The sequence below is a fragment of the Pseudomonas sp. MYb118 genome (genome assembly GCF_040947875.1).
Classification (GTDB): domain Bacteria; phylum Pseudomonadota; class Gammaproteobacteria; order Pseudomonadales; family Pseudomonadaceae; genus Aquipseudomonas.
In genome coordinates this window covers 528,236-542,239 of record NZ_JBFRXN010000001.1, presented here as the reverse complement: position 1 = coordinate 542,239, position 14,004 = coordinate 528,236, and the positions used below count along the sequence as shown (strand labels likewise).

At 61.9% G+C, this 14,004-nt stretch carries 14 protein-coding genes and 1 pseudogene; 6 read left to right on the top strand and 9 right to left on the bottom strand.

All coding sequences use genetic code 11. The features are described 5' to 3' along the window. Positions 1–4 precede the first annotated feature (4 nt). Together ABVN20_RS02590 and ABVN20_RS02585 are read left to right on the top strand one after the other, a co-directional pair. Positions 5–709, top strand: a complete 705-nt coding sequence (locus tag ABVN20_RS02590) for a GntR family transcriptional regulator (protein ID WP_368553831.1) — start codon at positions 5–7, stop codon at positions 707–709. 10 nt (positions 710–719) lie between these two features. Continuing rightward, positions 720–1,340, top strand: coding sequence for a LysE family translocator (locus ABVN20_RS02585; RefSeq protein ID WP_368553829.1), 621 nt, complete (start codon positions 720–722; stop codon positions 1,338–1,340). A gap of 562 nt (positions 1,341–1,902) precedes the next feature. Here the strand turns inward: ABVN20_RS02585 and ABVN20_RS02580 are convergent. Next, complete coding sequence (locus tag ABVN20_RS02580; protein ID WP_368553828.1) at positions 1,903–2,244, bottom strand: hypothetical protein; 342 nt, start codon at positions 2,242–2,244, stop codon at positions 1,903–1,905. Between the two features lie 11 nt (positions 2,245–2,255). Further along, positions 2,256–3,197, bottom strand: coding sequence for a catalase family peroxidase (locus ABVN20_RS02575; protein ID WP_368553826.1), 942 nt, complete (start codon positions 3,195–3,197; stop codon positions 2,256–2,258). A 168-nt stretch (positions 3,198–3,365) separates the two neighbouring features. On the opposite strand from ABVN20_RS02575, the gene ABVN20_RS02570 reads away from it, so the two are divergent. Further along, entirely contained in the window at positions 3,366–3,986 is a 621-nt protein-coding gene (locus ABVN20_RS02570; protein ID WP_368553825.1) for a helix-turn-helix transcriptional regulator, read from the top strand. Between the two features lies 1 nt (position 3,987). On the opposite strand, the gene ABVN20_RS02565 is transcribed toward ABVN20_RS02570, so the two are convergent. Further along, positions 3,988–5,091: an FAD-dependent monooxygenase gene (locus ABVN20_RS02565; protein ID WP_368553823.1), complete on the bottom strand. Its 1,104-nt coding sequence runs from the start codon at positions 5,089–5,091 to the stop codon at positions 3,988–3,990. 185 nt (positions 5,092–5,276) lie between these two features. Here ABVN20_RS02565 and ABVN20_RS02560 point away from each other — a divergent pair, with 185 nt between their 5' ends. Continuing rightward, positions 5,277–6,326: an NAD(P)-dependent alcohol dehydrogenase gene (locus ABVN20_RS02560; RefSeq protein ID WP_368553821.1), complete on the top strand. Its 1,050-nt coding sequence runs from the start codon at positions 5,277–5,279 to the stop codon at positions 6,324–6,326. 78 nt (positions 6,327–6,404) lie between these two features. Next, the gene (locus ABVN20_RS02555; RefSeq protein ID WP_368553820.1) at positions 6,405–7,592 is read left to right on the top strand and encodes an MFS transporter; all 1,188 of its coding nucleotides are present in this window, start codon (positions 6,405–6,407) and stop codon (positions 7,590–7,592) included. Between the two features lie 15 nt (positions 7,593–7,607). Here ABVN20_RS02555 and ABVN20_RS02550 read toward each other — a convergent pair whose 3' ends face one another. The 5 genes and pseudogenes from ABVN20_RS02550 to ABVN20_RS02530 all read right to left on the bottom strand — a co-directional run bounded on the left by ABVN20_RS02550 (position 7,608) and on the right by ABVN20_RS02530 (position 11,286). Beyond that, positions 7,608–8,009: an ExbD/TolR family protein gene (locus tag ABVN20_RS02550; RefSeq protein WP_368553818.1), complete on the bottom strand. Its 402-nt coding sequence runs from the start codon at positions 8,007–8,009 to the stop codon at positions 7,608–7,610. A 1-nt stretch (position 8,010) separates the two neighbouring features. Continuing rightward, positions 8,011–8,736 (bottom strand): MotA/TolQ/ExbB proton channel family protein, encoded by a 726-nt coding sequence (locus ABVN20_RS02545; protein WP_368553817.1) that lies wholly within the window; start codon positions 8,734–8,736, stop codon positions 8,011–8,013. Between the two features lie 86 nt (positions 8,737–8,822). Further along, positions 8,823–9,624: pseudogene (locus tag ABVN20_RS02540) on the bottom strand (energy transducer TonB). Further along, on the bottom strand, positions 9,617–10,402 hold the full coding sequence (locus tag ABVN20_RS02535) for an ABC transporter ATP-binding protein (RefSeq protein WP_368553816.1): 786 nt from the start codon (positions 10,400–10,402) through the stop codon (positions 9,617–9,619). The pseudogene ABVN20_RS02540 and the gene ABVN20_RS02535 overlap by 8 nt, the downstream one beginning before the upstream one ends. Positions 10,403–10,404: 2 nt before the next feature. After that, positions 10,405–11,286, bottom strand: a complete 882-nt coding sequence (locus ABVN20_RS02530; RefSeq protein ID WP_368553814.1) for an ABC transporter permease — start codon at positions 11,284–11,286, stop codon at positions 10,405–10,407. Between the two features lie 384 nt (positions 11,287–11,670). On the opposite strand from ABVN20_RS02530, the gene ABVN20_RS02525 reads away from it, so the two are divergent. Further along, positions 11,671–12,759, top strand: a complete 1,089-nt coding sequence (locus tag ABVN20_RS02525; protein ID WP_368553813.1) for an LLM class flavin-dependent oxidoreductase — start codon at positions 11,671–11,673, stop codon at positions 12,757–12,759. 139 nt (positions 12,760–12,898) lie between these two features. Here the strand turns inward: ABVN20_RS02525 and ABVN20_RS02520 are convergent, their stop codons facing one another. Next, positions 12,899–13,804, bottom strand: a complete 906-nt coding sequence (locus tag ABVN20_RS02520; protein ID WP_368553811.1) for a LysR family transcriptional regulator — start codon at positions 13,802–13,804, stop codon at positions 12,899–12,901. Positions 13,805–14,004: the final 200 nt, after the last annotated feature.

Here is a 14,004-nt window from a genome sequence, read left to right as displayed (position 1 = left end):
CCTGATGATGGCTGCAAAAACCGAAACCGAAAATGGTGCTCGCCGCCACGGCGGCCGCTATATCTACGAAGAGCTGCGCAAGCAGATCCTGACCCTCAAGCTCAGGCCCGGCGCGCAGCTGGACGAAGTGTCGCTCGCTGCGCAGTTCGGTCTGTCCCGTTCCCCTGTGCGCGATGCGCTGGCCCGCCTGATCGCCGAGGGCCTGGTGACCATCCTGCCCAACCGCACCACGTTGGTGACGCCCTTCGAGATCGAGGACTTCCCCAACTACGTCGCGGCCCTGGACCTGCTGCAGCGCACCGTGACGCGCCTGGCTGCCAGCCAGCACCGCCCTGAGGAGCTGGCCGCCATTCGCGAGGCGGACGAGTTGTACCTGCAAGCGGTCAACAGCGGTGATTTCCAGGAAATGTCCGAGCGTAACAAGGCCTTTCACATGGCCATCGCCCATGCCAGCCATAACCCTTATTTCACCAGTACGTACGAGCGTTTGCTGGGTGAAGGTCAGCGGTTGCTGCACCTGCATTTCGATCACGTCGTCAGCTCTGCCAGCGCACATCGACTGGGTCGCGACCACGACGAGATCATCGAAGCCATTGCCGCCCGTGATGCCGAAGCGGCGGAAAAGGCCGCGCATGAGCATACGATGTTGTTCCAGCAACGCTTCCTGGATTACATGCGCCAGAATCTGACCGCCGCCATCAAATTGTAGGTTCCCCTGTATGTCCATCGCCGACAACCTCCTCGCCTTCACCCTCGCCGCCACCCTGCTGACGCTGACGCCGGGCCTGGACACCGCCCTGGTCCTGCGCACCGCCACCGTGGAAGGCCGGCAGCAGGCGTTTCGCGCCGCACTGGGCATCAACGCCGGTTGCCTGTTGTGGGGGGCGGCCGTGGCGTTTGGCCTGGGTGCGCTGATAGCGGTGTCGGAGCTGGCCTTCAATGTCCTCAAATACTGCGGCGCGGCCTACCTCGCCTGGCTGGGCCTGAACATGCTGCTGCGCCCGCGCAGTTCATTATCGCCGGTGCAGGCCGACGCCAAGCCCAATGCCAACTGGTTCCTCAAGGGCATGATGGGCAACGTGCTCAACCCCAAGATCGGCATTTTCTACGTGTCGTTCCTGCCGCAGTTCATCCCCCAGGGGCACAACCTGGTTGCCTGGACCTTTGGCCTGGTGAGCATTCACGTGGTCCTGGGCCTGATCTGGTCCACCACCTTGATCGGTGCGACCCAGCCGCTGGCAAGCTTTCTGCGCCGCGAGAAAGTCATCAAGTGGATGGATCGCGCCACGGGGATGCTGTTCGTGCTGTTTGCGGCGCGGTTGGCGTTCAGCAAGCGTTGAAATAGGCGCTGAGGGGTGCCAGGTTTTCCGCATTATCGTTGACGAACATCGCGAGCAAGCCCGCTCCCACAGAAGATCAAAAGCATTACGCGATCCCCTGTAGGAGCGAGCTTGCTCGCGATGGTGGCCCAGGCACCGCGGGGCATCAGGCAGCCCACATCATCGTTCACGACCATCGCGAGCAGGCTCGCTCCCACAGAAGATCAAAAGCATTACGCGATCCCCTGTAGGAGCGAGCTTGCTCGCGATGGTGGTTCAGGCACCGTGGGCATTCAGACAGCCATCGTCATCGTTGACGACCATCGCGAGCAAGCTCGCTCCTACAGGGATCGTGTTTGCTTGCAGAAATCGGCACCACCGCGAGCCAGTCAAACAATCTTTGCTCATTGCCTGGCCAGCATCGTCCGATTCGATACGCTCTGTAGCCTCTGTGGAGACAATTTCCTCACGGCTGCCCAGTGTTTTCCTGGCAAAAAAAACCCACGCCGACATCGGCATGGGTTGAAAAATGGCTGGTTGCGGCCAACCAAAGGAGTTGCGCAAAAGCGCAGTCAGCCAAGGATCAGATGCAATCCTGCGCGACACGCTCAAAGCTCGAAGGCAGTACGTTCGAGGCCAGCAGTTGCGGGTCGTAGACAAATACCTTGCCGCCCTTGCCAGCCTTGTGCGCCTCCAGCACCTTGTCCGCCGAAACCTTGCTGGGCACCACAATCCGATAGCTGCGCTGGCTCTGCGAGACGGTCGGCGTCAGTGCGTTGTCCTGCAATTTCGGCACAACGCAATCGGCGTATTCGGCCGGAGTCTTGCGGGTCTGCAAGGTCAGGGTCGGGTCGTTCGGTGCGCAGGCGCAACCCGTGAGCATCACGGCAGCACACGCCATGGCCGCCATCGGTAAAACACCCATTCGACTGATCCTCAGCAAGTCGCGTCGCCAGGTGCCTGGCGACGCTGCAGCGATACGCTGTACGCCGCGCTGCGCGACAGCAGCACCGGATCGTCCGACGGTTCGATGCCATCCGGCAGGCGCATCGGGTCGAACACCCCTGGGTTGCACAAGCTGTCCGGTTCGACCGCCTGAACGCTCAGGCGTCCGAGTTCGAGGCGAGCGCTGTGGTTTTCGCTCCACTGTTGCGACGGGTCGACGAGCGAGTCGTTCGGCCCCGCCGGCTGAATGTACAAGCGAAACTGCGCCGTGCCGCTCTGCAGTCGCGCATCGAGTTCTGCGGCCAGGAACGCGTCAGGCAGGCTGGCCTCCTGTTCTTCACTGAGCAACACCGTACCTGCCACCGGTTCCATCACCAGCCGGCCCCATACACCTTCACCACGGCCGTTGACGAAGCGAAAGGCGTGCGTGGAAAAGTACGCGGTCGTGGCATAGGACGCCGGCGCCGGGTGCGACGCCAGCAGGCGTGGCTGGAGCTTGCCGTCGGGGAAGCTGGCTTCGTACGCCTTGATGTTTTCCGGATTGGGCTTCTTGGTGGCCGGGTCGGCCACCCGCGCTTGCAGGAACGCGACGAACGAAGCGGGCGTGGCGGCGAAGAACACCGGCTCGGAAATCATCATCAGGTCGTAGGCTTGGGCGCCGTCGTTCAGGTGCACCGACAGGCCGCGCACGGTGCGGCTCTTGTCAGAGACGTTGGGGTTGCCACCGCCCACTGAAAAACGCAGCACCGCGGGCACGCCACCCTGGGCAAACAGGCTCGACCTGACCCATTGGGGCGCGTCAGTGGATGGCGTGAATTCACCACTCGCGCAGACGCCCTTGGCATGAGAACTGCGCGCAGCTTGGTGTTTGCCGAACACTGCATTCAGTGCATCGACCATTTCGGCAGGACGGGTATTTTCGTGTGCGTTCATTTGTCTTGGCTCGGCAATCATCAGGCTTGGTTTTGGTTTTATCGCGTTGCCAGGCGAGTCTAGCTGCATTACGCGATTAATGACAATACCAATTGTCATTAATCGCCTTACCCCACTTTGCCGGAGGGATTGCTATGATCGGCACTTTTGGACCACAAGGATTTTTTCGTGACCACGAAAAACGACATCCTGCGCCTGTTGCAACGCGAACCGCTGACTGTCGTGCAGTTGTGCGAGCACCTGGACGTCACGCGCAATGCCATCAACGTGCAGTTGCGCCAACTCGAAGCGCAGGGCCTGGTCCGTCGCGCCACGCTCAGGCAACGCGGGATGCTCGGCAAACCACCGGTGGTCTATGAAGCGGCGCCGGGCAGCGAGGACATCGAGTCGAGCGCCTATCGGCTGTTCCTGCGCGGGCTGTTGAAAGTCATGCAGACGCGCATGGACGAGCGGCAGATCAGTGAACTGCTCGACGAGACCGGCCGCCACCTCGCCCGTGAAGCCGGTATCGCCACGCCCGAGGATTTTCAAAGCGGCCTGCAATCCGCCATGGCTGCTGCCAACGCGCTCGGCGCCAACACCGAAGCGCATGCCCAGGACGAAGGCATCATGGTGCGCAACTACACGTGTCCGCTGGGCGGCGCCGTGCACGACGAACCTTGCGTCTGCCGGGCAATGGCGTCGTTCTTCTCCGAAGCCACCGGCCAACCGGCGGCGGACCAGTGTCTTCGCGGAGAACGCCTGGTGTGTCAGTACCTGATCACCCGCCCCGTGGAGAGCGGCGCCTGACCTACACCGAAGCCAGCAACGGCGTGTAGCTGCGTTTGTAGAGCTTGTCGCCCAGCAGCTTGAGAATCAGGTTGCGGGCCGGCACCGGCAGCGTGCGCATCTTGTCCCGCGCCACGCATTGTTTCTGTACCCAGTCCACCCTCGGCTGACGCTTGGTGCTGTACGCCTGCAACGCCGCGTCCAGGTCCTGATGGGTGGCGATGGCGTCGGCCATGACCCAAGCATCCTCGATGGCCATGCCCGCACCCTCCGCCATGCTTGGCGATGAGGCGTGGGCCGCGTCGCCGATCAGCACGGCGCGGCCGCGATACCAGTGCGGCATGACCACTTGCTGGATGCTGCCGAAGTGGGTGTCCTGGCGTGTGTCGGCCAGCAGTGGAACCAGCGGCCCGGCAAAGTCACCGAACAGGCTTTGCAGTGAGGCGTGCCTGACGCGCTCGGATTCGTCTTCGGCCACCGCCATGTCGGCATAAACGTAGACCTGCTCGTCACTGACCGGGATGGCCAACAGCGTGCGGCCCTTGCCCAGCATTGCCGTCCAGCCTTCGATACCCGTGGTGTTCTGCGTGATGAAGCGCCAGCAGACGTTGCCGACATAGGATGGCTGGATCGCCGGAAAAATCATCCGGCGCACGGTCGAATCAATGCCGTCGGCGCCGATGACCAGGTCATAAGTGGCCGTGGTGTGGTCGGAGAACACCACCTCGCAGGCATCGGTCGCGGGCGTGATCCCGGTGATGGAGACGCCGAAGCGGGTGTTGGTGCGCTCGAGGGCGCCGCGCAGGATGGTGTGCAGCGCATCACGCGGCAGCGACAGGCACGAGCCGCAGTCACGCCAGAAATCCTCGGTGTCGGTGACTGTCAGCAAGCGCCCACGCTGGTCCATGATCCGTTGCGTCTTGATGAGCGCCGCCGCCTCGCGAACCGAGTCCAGCAGACCGAGTCGGGCGAGTGCGCGGCCAGCGTTGCCCGGCAGGTAGAACCCCATGCCACCGGGTGATTCATCGAGACGGCGCTCGACCAGTTCCGGCGCGAAACCCTTCAATTCCAGGGCCCTGGCCATGGCAAAGCCAGCGATGCCGCCGCCCACAATCAATATCCGCATTGCAAGGTCCTTGAGTCTTTGAACATAAGCAGTGGCGCCATCATAACCCGCCGAAATTACAGGGAGTGTCCCGGCGCGAACCGACACTCATAGAATCAGGCAAGTAATTCACAGGAATGATCTACAGGGCGTGCTGGGTTCGGCCACACAATGGGCATCCGATTGAATCACTCAGGAATCTCCCCATGCTTGTACACGCCTACGGTGCCCATGCAGGTGACAAACCCCTTGAGCCCCTGCAGATCAGCCGCCGCACACCCGGCGCCCATGACATCAAGATCGACATCGCCTTCTGCGGCATTTGCCATTCCGACCTGCACCAGGTGCGTGCCGAGTGGGCAGGCACCCAATTCCCCTGCGTGCCGGGTCATGAAATCGTCGGCCGCGTCGCCGCCGTCGGCGCGCATGTCGCCGACTTCAAAGTGGGCGATCTGGTCGGCGTCGGTTGCATCGTCGACAGTTGCAAACACTGCGACGACTGCGAAAGCGGCCTGGAAAACTACTGCGACGGCATGATCGGCACCTACAACTTTCCCACCGCGGACGCACCGGGCTGGACCCTCGGTGGCTACTCGCAGAACATCGTCGTGCATGAGCGCTATGTGCTGCGCATCCGCCATCCCGAAGCGCAACTGGCCGCCGTCGCGCCGCTGCTGTGTGCCGGCATCACCACCTACTCGCCGCTGCGTCACTGGAACGCCGGCCCCGGCAAGAAAGTCGGTGTGGTCGGCATCGGTGGCCTGGGCCACATGGGCATCAAGCTGGCCCATGCCATGGGCGCGCATGTGGTGGCGTTCACCACCTCCGAGTCCAAGCGTGAAGCCGCCCGCGAACTGGGCGCCGATGAAGTGGTGGTGTCGCGCAACGCCGAGGAAATGGCCGCGCATGCCAAGAGTTTCGACTTCATCCTCAACACCGTCGCCGCGCCCCATGATCTCGATGCGTTCCTGGTGCTGCTCAAGCGCGATGGCGCCTTGACGCTGGTCGGTGCCCCCGCCTCGCCGCACACCTCGCCGAACGTGTTCAACCTGATCACCAAGCGTCGCACGATTGCCGGCTCGATGATCGGCGGTATTGCCGAGACCCAGGAGATGCTGGATTTCTGCGCCGACAACGGCATCGTCGCCGACATCGAACTGGTGCGCGCCGATCAGATCAACGCGTCCTACGAGCGCATGCTCAAGGGCGAAGTGAAATACCGTTTCGTGATCGACAACGCCACGCTGGCTGGCTAACCCCCCCCGCTAAAAAAACAACCTTGTCGCGCCCCCGATCCAGGGGGCGCGATGCTTTGCGTTTAAAGGATTCAGACAATGACCCAACACCCCAAAACATCCTGGGGCGCGGTATTCGCCATGTCCCTCGCCGCCTTCGTGCTGGTGGCCTCGGAGTTCATGCCCGTCAGCCTGCTGACACCGATTGCCGCCGACCTGCACGTCACCGAAGGCCAGGCCGGCCAAGGCATTGCCGTGTCCGGCTTGTTCGCCTTGATCACCAGCCTGCTGATCGCCTCGATCGCAGCGCGGGTCGAGCGCAAACCGCTGCTGTTGTCGCTTACGCTGCTGATGATCGTGTCGGGCACGGTGGCGGCCTTCGCGCCGAACTACACGACCTACATGCTCGCTCGCGCCTTGATCGGCATCGCCATCGGTGGTTTCTGGTCATTGTCGGCGGCCACCGCCATGCGTCTGGTCCCGGAAGACCAGGTCACCCGGGCGATGGCCATCGTCAATGGCGGCAACGCCCTGGCGACGGTGATTGCCGCACCGCTGGGCAGCTTTGTCGGTTCGTTGATCGGCTGGCGCGGGGCGTTTTTCTGCATCGTGCCGGTGGCGGTCCTCGCTGCCGCATGGCTGATGGTGAGCATGCCCACACTGAAAAACAGCGGCGCCGCCAACAGCGGCAACGTGTTCAGGTTGATGGAAAGACTGCCGGTGGCGCTGGGCATGATCGCCGTCAGCGTGTTCTTCATGGGGCAGTTCATGCTGTTCACTTACCTGCGCCCATTCCTCGAAACGGTCACGCAGGTCAGTGTGTCGACGCTGTCACTGATGTTGCTGGTGCTCGGGTTGGCGGGCCTGGCCGGGACTTTCCTGATTGAAGCGTTCCTGAAATCCGGCCTGCACCGCACGCTGATCGTCATCCCGTTGCTGATGGCCGTGATCGCAGTGGCGCTGGTGTCCTTCGGCAGCTCGGCCATAACCACCACCGTCCTGCTGGGCCTGTGGGGCCTGGTGGCCACGGCGGCACCGGTGGGCTGGTGGACATGGCTGGCGAGGACCCTGCCGGACGACGCGGAAGCCGGCGGCGGCCTGATGGTCGCCATCGTGCAACTGGCGATCGCCTCCGGCGCCACCGTGGGCGGTTTGCTGTTCGACTTCAGCGGCTACCGTGCGACTTTCGAGTCGAGCGCGATGTTGCTCGGCCTGGCGGCTGCCCTGGCGTGGCTGGCAGCCCGCAGTGCTTCGCGGGAGGCGAATGGGGTGACGAACCTGGCGTGAAAGGGCTCCTCTGCTCTACTTCGCCGTTATCACTGACAACTTGGTGATCCCCGCCCGCTCAATGGACGCCATCGCCCGCGCCACCTCGCCATAATTCACGCCGTTGTCCGCCTGTAATTGCACGCGCACATCGGCGTTTTTATCCTTCGCGGCCTTCAAGTTGATTTCCAGCAGATCGGGCTGGATCTCGTCCTTGTTGATGAACAACCTGCCCTTGTCGTCGATGCTCACCACCAGCGGGTCTTTCTGCTCCGCCGGTGCCACCGCTTCGGTTTTCGGCAAGTTGATCGGGATCGAGTTGGTCAGCAGTGGCGCGGTGACGATGAACACCACCAGCAGCACCAGCATGACGTCCACCAGTGGCGTGACGTTGATTTCACTCAGCACTTCATCGCTGTCTTGCGTGGAAAAGGCCATCTCAGGAGGCCTCCTGCACGGCTTGCCCGCTCGCGCTAGCGACAGGCTTCCTGTGGGTCGGGTGCAGCAGCACACGGAAGGCGTTCTTCTGCGCCAGGCTGTAGAAGTCGTGGGCGAAGTCATCGAGGTCGGCGGCGGTCAGTTTCAGGCGGCGCAAAAAGTAGTTGTAGACCAGCACTGCCGGCACGGCGACGGCAATCCCTACGCCCGTGGCGACCAGCGCTGCACCGATGGGCCCGGCTACGGTTTCCAGGCTGGCAGAACCGGCAGCGCTGATCCCCTTGAGGGCCGACATGATGCCCCAGACCGTACCGAACAGGCCGATGAAGGGCGAGGTGCTGCCGATACTGGCCAGGATCGCCAGGCCGGTTTCCAGCGAGCGCCGCTCACGCACGATTTGCTGACGCAAGGCGCGTTCGAGGCGATCCTGGTGATTGATCGCCTGGCTCAGGTCAGTGGCGAGTGTGCCGTCCGGCACCTGGATCGCGGCATAGCCGGCCTGAGCCACCCGAGCGGCGGCGCCGGGCTGATCGTGGGCCAACTGCGCAGCAGAATCGAGACTGGAAGCGGCCCAGAATTGTTTGTGAAAACGCCGATCCTGATTCTTCAGGCGGGCGAATTGCACCCCCTTGAGCAGGGCCAGGCCCCAGGTCGCGACGGAAAAAATGATCAGCAGCCAGATGACCGCGTGCTCGATGGATTCGAAAGGCGAAGCGATGAGGTTCATGGGTGAGGCTCTCCGACAAGGCATTGAGTCAGTTGTAGCGATGCGCCTTTTGTCAGGTGGCCCGCGAGGTTACGGCATTAAGTGGGTTACTTGATTTTGAAGTCGATCGGCACGCTGACCCAACCGTCCTGGGCTACGTCGCCCTGCTTGGCCGGGACAAAACTCCAGCGTTTGACCGCTGCCAGTGCGGCGTCGTCGAGCTGATCGCGGCCGCTGCTTTTCTGGATCTGGATTTCCCCGGGCTTGCCGCTGGCCAGCACATGCACGCGCAACACCACCGTTCCTTCCCAGCCGCGCCGCATGGCCAGCGATGGGTATTCGGGCGCCGGGTTTTTCAGGTAGCCGGCGCTGGCCGAGGCCGGGGTCACCGGTTTTGGCGCAGAGGGTGCCGGTGGTGCGGGGGCGGCCACGGGTTGCGCGGGAGCCGGCGGCGCGGGTGGTTGCTCAACGGGTTTGGCGACGGGCTTGGGCACCGGTTTCACAATCGGCTTGGGTTTGGGGATCGGCTTGGGCGGTGGCGGCTTGACGGCCAGTTCATCTTCCACCGGCCGCGGTGGTTCGACGGCTGGCTGCACGACAGGCTCGGGTGGCGCAGGCTCCACCACCGGCGGCGCCGGCTGTGAGAACTCGATAGTCATTGGCGGGATTTCTGGCGCAACGACGGGCAGCGCCGGAGTCTCCTGATGGCTGACCCAAACGATCACCGCGCCGTGCAGCACGAGCGCGAAAATACCGAAGTAACGCCGCCTCTCGGCGGCTGAGAACCCGCTTGGGCGTACTGTGCAAACGCGATAACCCCAGCGGTTGACGCAGTACCCGACCGAGCTCGAGCAGCTCGCCCGCGGGCAACGCTGGGCGCAATACCTGGAGGATAGCGGACTCAGCCATGGGCAAACCGCCGTACCACATTGGGGGTGCGTTGCTCGGTCAAGGCTGCCGGCTCCACTTCCACGCCCAGCAGAGTCAACAGGCGTGCACGGATCGCCTGGAAGCCTGGCTGACCAGTGTCCCTGGCCCGTGGCAAGTCGATGGTCAGCTGTTCGGCGATCTTGCCATCGGCCAGTACGATGACCCGGTCGGCCAACAGGATCGCTTCATCCACGTCATGGGTGACCAGCAGCACCGCCGGCGTGTGTTTGCGCCACAACTCGATGATCAGTCGGTGCATGCGAATGCGCGTCAAGGCATCCAGCGCGGCAAAGGGCTCGTCCAGCAATAACAGCTTGGGTTCGCGTACCAGGCCGCGGGCCAGCGCCACACGCTGAGCTTCACCGCCCGATAGCGTGGCCGGGTAGGCGTCCAGCCGGTGGGCCAGGCCAACCTCGGTTAACGCCTGCACCGCACGCGCCCGGGCGTCCGGAATGCGCAACCCGAGGATCACGTTTTTCCAGGCACGTTTCCAGGGCATCAGCCGCGGTTCCTGAAACACCGCTGCCCGCGCGTTCGGTACCCGCAATTGCCCGCTGTCAATGCTGTCCAGCCCGGCCAGGCTGCGCAACAACGTCGTCTTGCCCGAGCCACTGGCCCCCAGCAAAGCCACGAACTCACCGGGAGCAATGTCCAGGTCCAGGCCATCAATGACCCGCTGTTCACCGAACTGGCGCACCACGTTGCGCAGTTGCACAGGTGCTGCCGTTGCACTGTCCAAAAGATCGATGTTCGACATGCTCAGTTCCTCACGAAAGTTGGGCGCCAGGCCAGGGCGAAACGCTCCAGCGTGCGGATCAGGCCATCGATCAACAAGCCGAGAACGCTGTAGATCAGCAGGCAGATCACGATGACGTCGGTACGCATGAAGTCCCGCGCATCGCTTGCCAAAAAGCCGATGCCGGCGGTGGTGTTGATCTGCTCGACGAACACCAGCGCCAGCCAGGAAATGCCCAGGGAATAACGCAGGCCGACGAAAAATGAAGGCAAGGCGCCCGGCAGGATCACGTGCCAGATCAGCTCGCGACGATTGAGGCCCAGGGTATTGGCGGCTTCGATCAGCTTGGGGTCGATGTTGCGAATGCCCGCGAACAAGTTCATGTACACCGGAAAGGTCGTGCCGGTGACGATCAGCGCAATCTTGGTAAATTCGCCAATGCCGAACCACAGGATGAACAGCGGCACCAGCGCCAGCGACGGAATGGTGCGCAGCATTTGCAGCGGCGAATCGAGCACCACCTCGCCGCGCCTGGACAGGCCGCTGATCAGGGCAGCCACTACACCGATGGTGACGCCGATGCCCAGGCCGATCAGCGCCCGTTGCAGTGACACCAACAAGTGTTTGCCCAGCTCACCGGACGCGATCATGGACCACAGCGTACCGCCGATTTGCGAGGGCGCCGCGATCACCCGCTGCGGAATCAGCCCCGCTTGGGATGCCAGCTCCCACAACACCAACAGCGCGATGGGACTGAGCAGGCGCAGCAGCACGTCAGGCGTGCGCCAGTTGAAGAGCCAGTTGGGCAGCAGCCGGGCAGCGTTCGATTGATCGGTCTGGCGGACAGCCTTGTTGACGGAAAACGAGCTGTCTGGGCTCGCGGTGTCGAAGGTCTTTTCGGTCATCAGGCTTCCTTCCTCGTCAAGAACATGGCCAGAGGTGCCACGCTTCAGCTTCGGTTTTCATGCTATTCACATAAAAAACCTCCGTGAAATTCTTTTTAGGAATAACCTAATATGATTAGAAATCAGCTATTGGATTTTTTCTAATAAATTATTTTCATAATAATGACCGCCCTTCCCGCTCTGCCCATGCCTGCTGGGCTGTCCACCCATAAAATGCTCATTTGTAATATTTATTCTGATGATCATTCTATTTTTTAATAATTAACATAGAACCAATCGGCATTTCACAGACCCGTCTCTCTGCGCCTACTTTTGCTCTCACAGACCGACCCCAACACCAGGTGGAGGCCTCTACCACGCCTATCCAACGACAAGGAACTCACCATGAGTGTTGAATTCATCGGCTTCATCGGCGGTCATTCAGCTTCGGAAACCCATCCTCGCAGCGGCCCGGTCCTGCAACCCGACTACGTGGAAAAAGTCGCTCGCGCCCATGAGCAAGCCGGATTCGACCGCGCCCTGGTAGCCTTCCATTCCAACAGCCCGGACAGCACATTGATTGCCTCCCATGCAGCCAGCGTAACCAGGAACCTCAAGTTTCTGATTGCCCATCGACCGGGCTTCGCCGCGCCGACGCTGGCGGCACGCCAGTTCGCCACGTTCGATGTGTTGAATGGCGGACGGACCGCCGTGCACATCATTACCGGCGGTGACGACCTGGAGCTGCGTGCTGATGGCAGCTACATCGGCAAGGACGAACGTTACGCGCGGACCGACGAATACCTCGATGTGCTGCGCCAGGAATGGACCAGTGAAAAGCCGTTCGACCATGACGGCACCTATTACCAGGTGGAAGGCGCGTACTCGGCGGTGAAGTCGCCGCAACAGCCGCACATTCCTTTGTACTTTGGCGGGTCCTCGCCTGCCGCCATCGAGGTGGCGGGCAAACATGCGGACGTTTATGCGTTATGGGGCGAAACCTACGAGCAGGTTCGCGAAGTGGTGAAACAGTTGCGCGCCGAAGCCGCCAAACACGGTCGTACCCTTCGTTTCAGCTTGTCGTTGCGTCCGATCCTGGCCGACACCGAAGCGCAGGCCTGGCAACGTGCCGAACGTATCCTCGAGCAAGCCACGGCATTGGCCGAACAGAACGGCTTCATACGCCGTGAACCGCCCAACGAAGGCTCAAGGCGCCTGCTCGCCGCAGCGGCTCAGGGTTCGCGACTGGACAAACGCCTATGGACGGGGATCGCCGGATTGCTCGGTGCGCAGGGCAACTCGACCTCGTTGGTCGGTACGCCGGAGCAGGTGGCAGAAGCGCTGCTCGACTATTACGACCTGGGTATCACCACCTTTTTGATTCGCGGGTTTGATCCGCTTGAAGATGCCATCGACTATGGCAAGCGGCTGATACCGCTGGTGCGTGAGCTGGTGGCCGAGCGTGAGCGGCTGGCGGGGGAAAAGGTGGCCTGACAGATTGGCCACCGAACAACTGTGGGAGCGAGCCTGCTCGCGATAGCGACCTTTCAGTCATCGTTGGAGTGATTGGAAGGCCCCATCGCGAGCAGGCTCGCTCCCACAGTGGATCGGCGCAAGTCAGGTGCAAACCTGCTTACGCCGCATCCCTGATCTTGCGCAACGACCCCGCCACCAGGTTGCCGAAGGCATCGACCGGCCCTTGCAGGTTGCCGAGGAACTGGGGATAGATCAGCCACAAATCCATTACCGGTTTGAAATCCTTGAGTGGCACGGCTGCCAACTGATCGACATGCGCGCTGCGCTCCAACAATGGCCGCGGTACCAGACCGAGGCCAAGCCCGTCAGCCACCAGGCCCAACTGCAACTCGGTGCCAAAGGCTTCCAGATTGACCCGCAGCGCCAGCCCCTGGTCAGACAGGGTGCGTTGCAGCCCGGCGCGGAAACCACAGCCATCAGGGTTGAGAATCCAACCACTCTCATAAACGTCCGCCAGTTTGCTCGGGCGCTTGGGCAGCTGTGCCTTGGCGCAGACCACCACCAGTTCCATCTTGCCGATCGACTCGCCAACGACGTTGTCCGGGAAGATCTTCCCAGCCGGGAACAACGCCGCAGCCGCATCCAGCTCACCGCGCTCGATTTTGCCGACCAGTTGACTGCCCCACCCCGTGGCCACCTGGGCACGCAGGTCGGGGTATTCGATGCGCAAATGTTTGAGTGCATCCAGCAACACCACATCACCAATGGTTTGCGGCACACCCAGGCGCAGCAGCCCGGTGGGCGGTGCATCAGTGGCGACCAGTTCACGCAAGGCATCCATCTCGCGCAGGATCACCCGGCACTGTTCATACACCCGGGTGCCGGTCGGCGTCGGCTTGAGCGGCTTGGTGTTGCGATCGAACAGCTCCACACCCAAGGCCTGCTCAAAGTTCTGCACTCGCCGCGTAATCGCTGGCTGAGTCAGCTGCAAGGACTCAGCGGCATGGCTGATGGACTGACAGCGAATCACTTCGACGAAGGCGTCGATATCATCAATTTTCATTTGGTATGCACATAGAAAGCAGTCCATAAGATGTCCGAAAAGCATAGTTCGATTGCATTGATCTGGATAGCCCGTCAGGGCGAGAACGACAGATCAATAGCGTCTGGCGCTATACAGCGCGGTTATAAATTACTTTCAGACATAAGCTAATCATTAAACAATCGCATATTAATCTAAAACATTATGCTTAAATCAAACCA

Coding starts and splice junctions, on each gene's coding strand:
- ABVN20_RS02585 (WP_368553829.1), top strand. CDS start 720: ATGTCCATCGCCGACAACCTCCTCGCCTTCACCCTCGCCGCCACCCTG.
- ABVN20_RS02575 (WP_368553826.1), bottom strand. CDS start 3,197: ATGAACGCACACGAAAATACCCGTCCTGCCGAAATGGTCGATGCACTG.
- ABVN20_RS02580 (WP_368553828.1), bottom strand. CDS start 2,244: ATGGGTGTTTTACCGATGGCGGCCATGGCGTGTGCTGCCGTGATGCTC.
- ABVN20_RS02535 (WP_368553816.1), bottom strand. CDS start 10,402: ATGTCGAACATCGATCTTTTGGACAGTGCAACGGCAGCACCTGTGCAA.
- ABVN20_RS02565 (WP_368553823.1), bottom strand. CDS start 5,091: ATGCGGATATTGATTGTGGGCGGCGGCATCGCTGGCTTTGCCATGGCC.
- ABVN20_RS02555 (WP_368553820.1), top strand. CDS start 6,405: ATGACCCAACACCCCAAAACATCCTGGGGCGCGGTATTCGCCATGTCC.
- ABVN20_RS02520 (WP_368553811.1), bottom strand. CDS start 13,804: ATGAAAATTGATGATATCGACGCCTTCGTCGAAGTGATTCGCTGTCAG.
- ABVN20_RS02590 (WP_368553831.1), top strand. CDS start 5: ATGATGGCTGCAAAAACCGAAACCGAAAATGGTGCTCGCCGCCACGGC.
- ABVN20_RS02550 (WP_368553818.1), bottom strand. CDS start 8,009: ATGGCCTTTTCCACGCAAGACAGCGATGAAGTGCTGAGTGAAATCAAC.
- ABVN20_RS02525 (WP_368553813.1), top strand. CDS start 11,671: ATGAGTGTTGAATTCATCGGCTTCATCGGCGGTCATTCAGCTTCGGAA.
- ABVN20_RS02530 (WP_368553814.1), bottom strand. CDS start 11,286: ATGACCGAAAAGACCTTCGACACCGCGAGCCCAGACAGCTCGTTTTCC.
- ABVN20_RS02560 (WP_368553821.1), top strand. CDS start 5,277: ATGCTTGTACACGCCTACGGTGCCCATGCAGGTGACAAACCCCTTGAG.
- ABVN20_RS02545 (WP_368553817.1), bottom strand. CDS start 8,736: ATGAACCTCATCGCTTCGCCTTTCGAATCCATCGAGCACGCGGTCATC.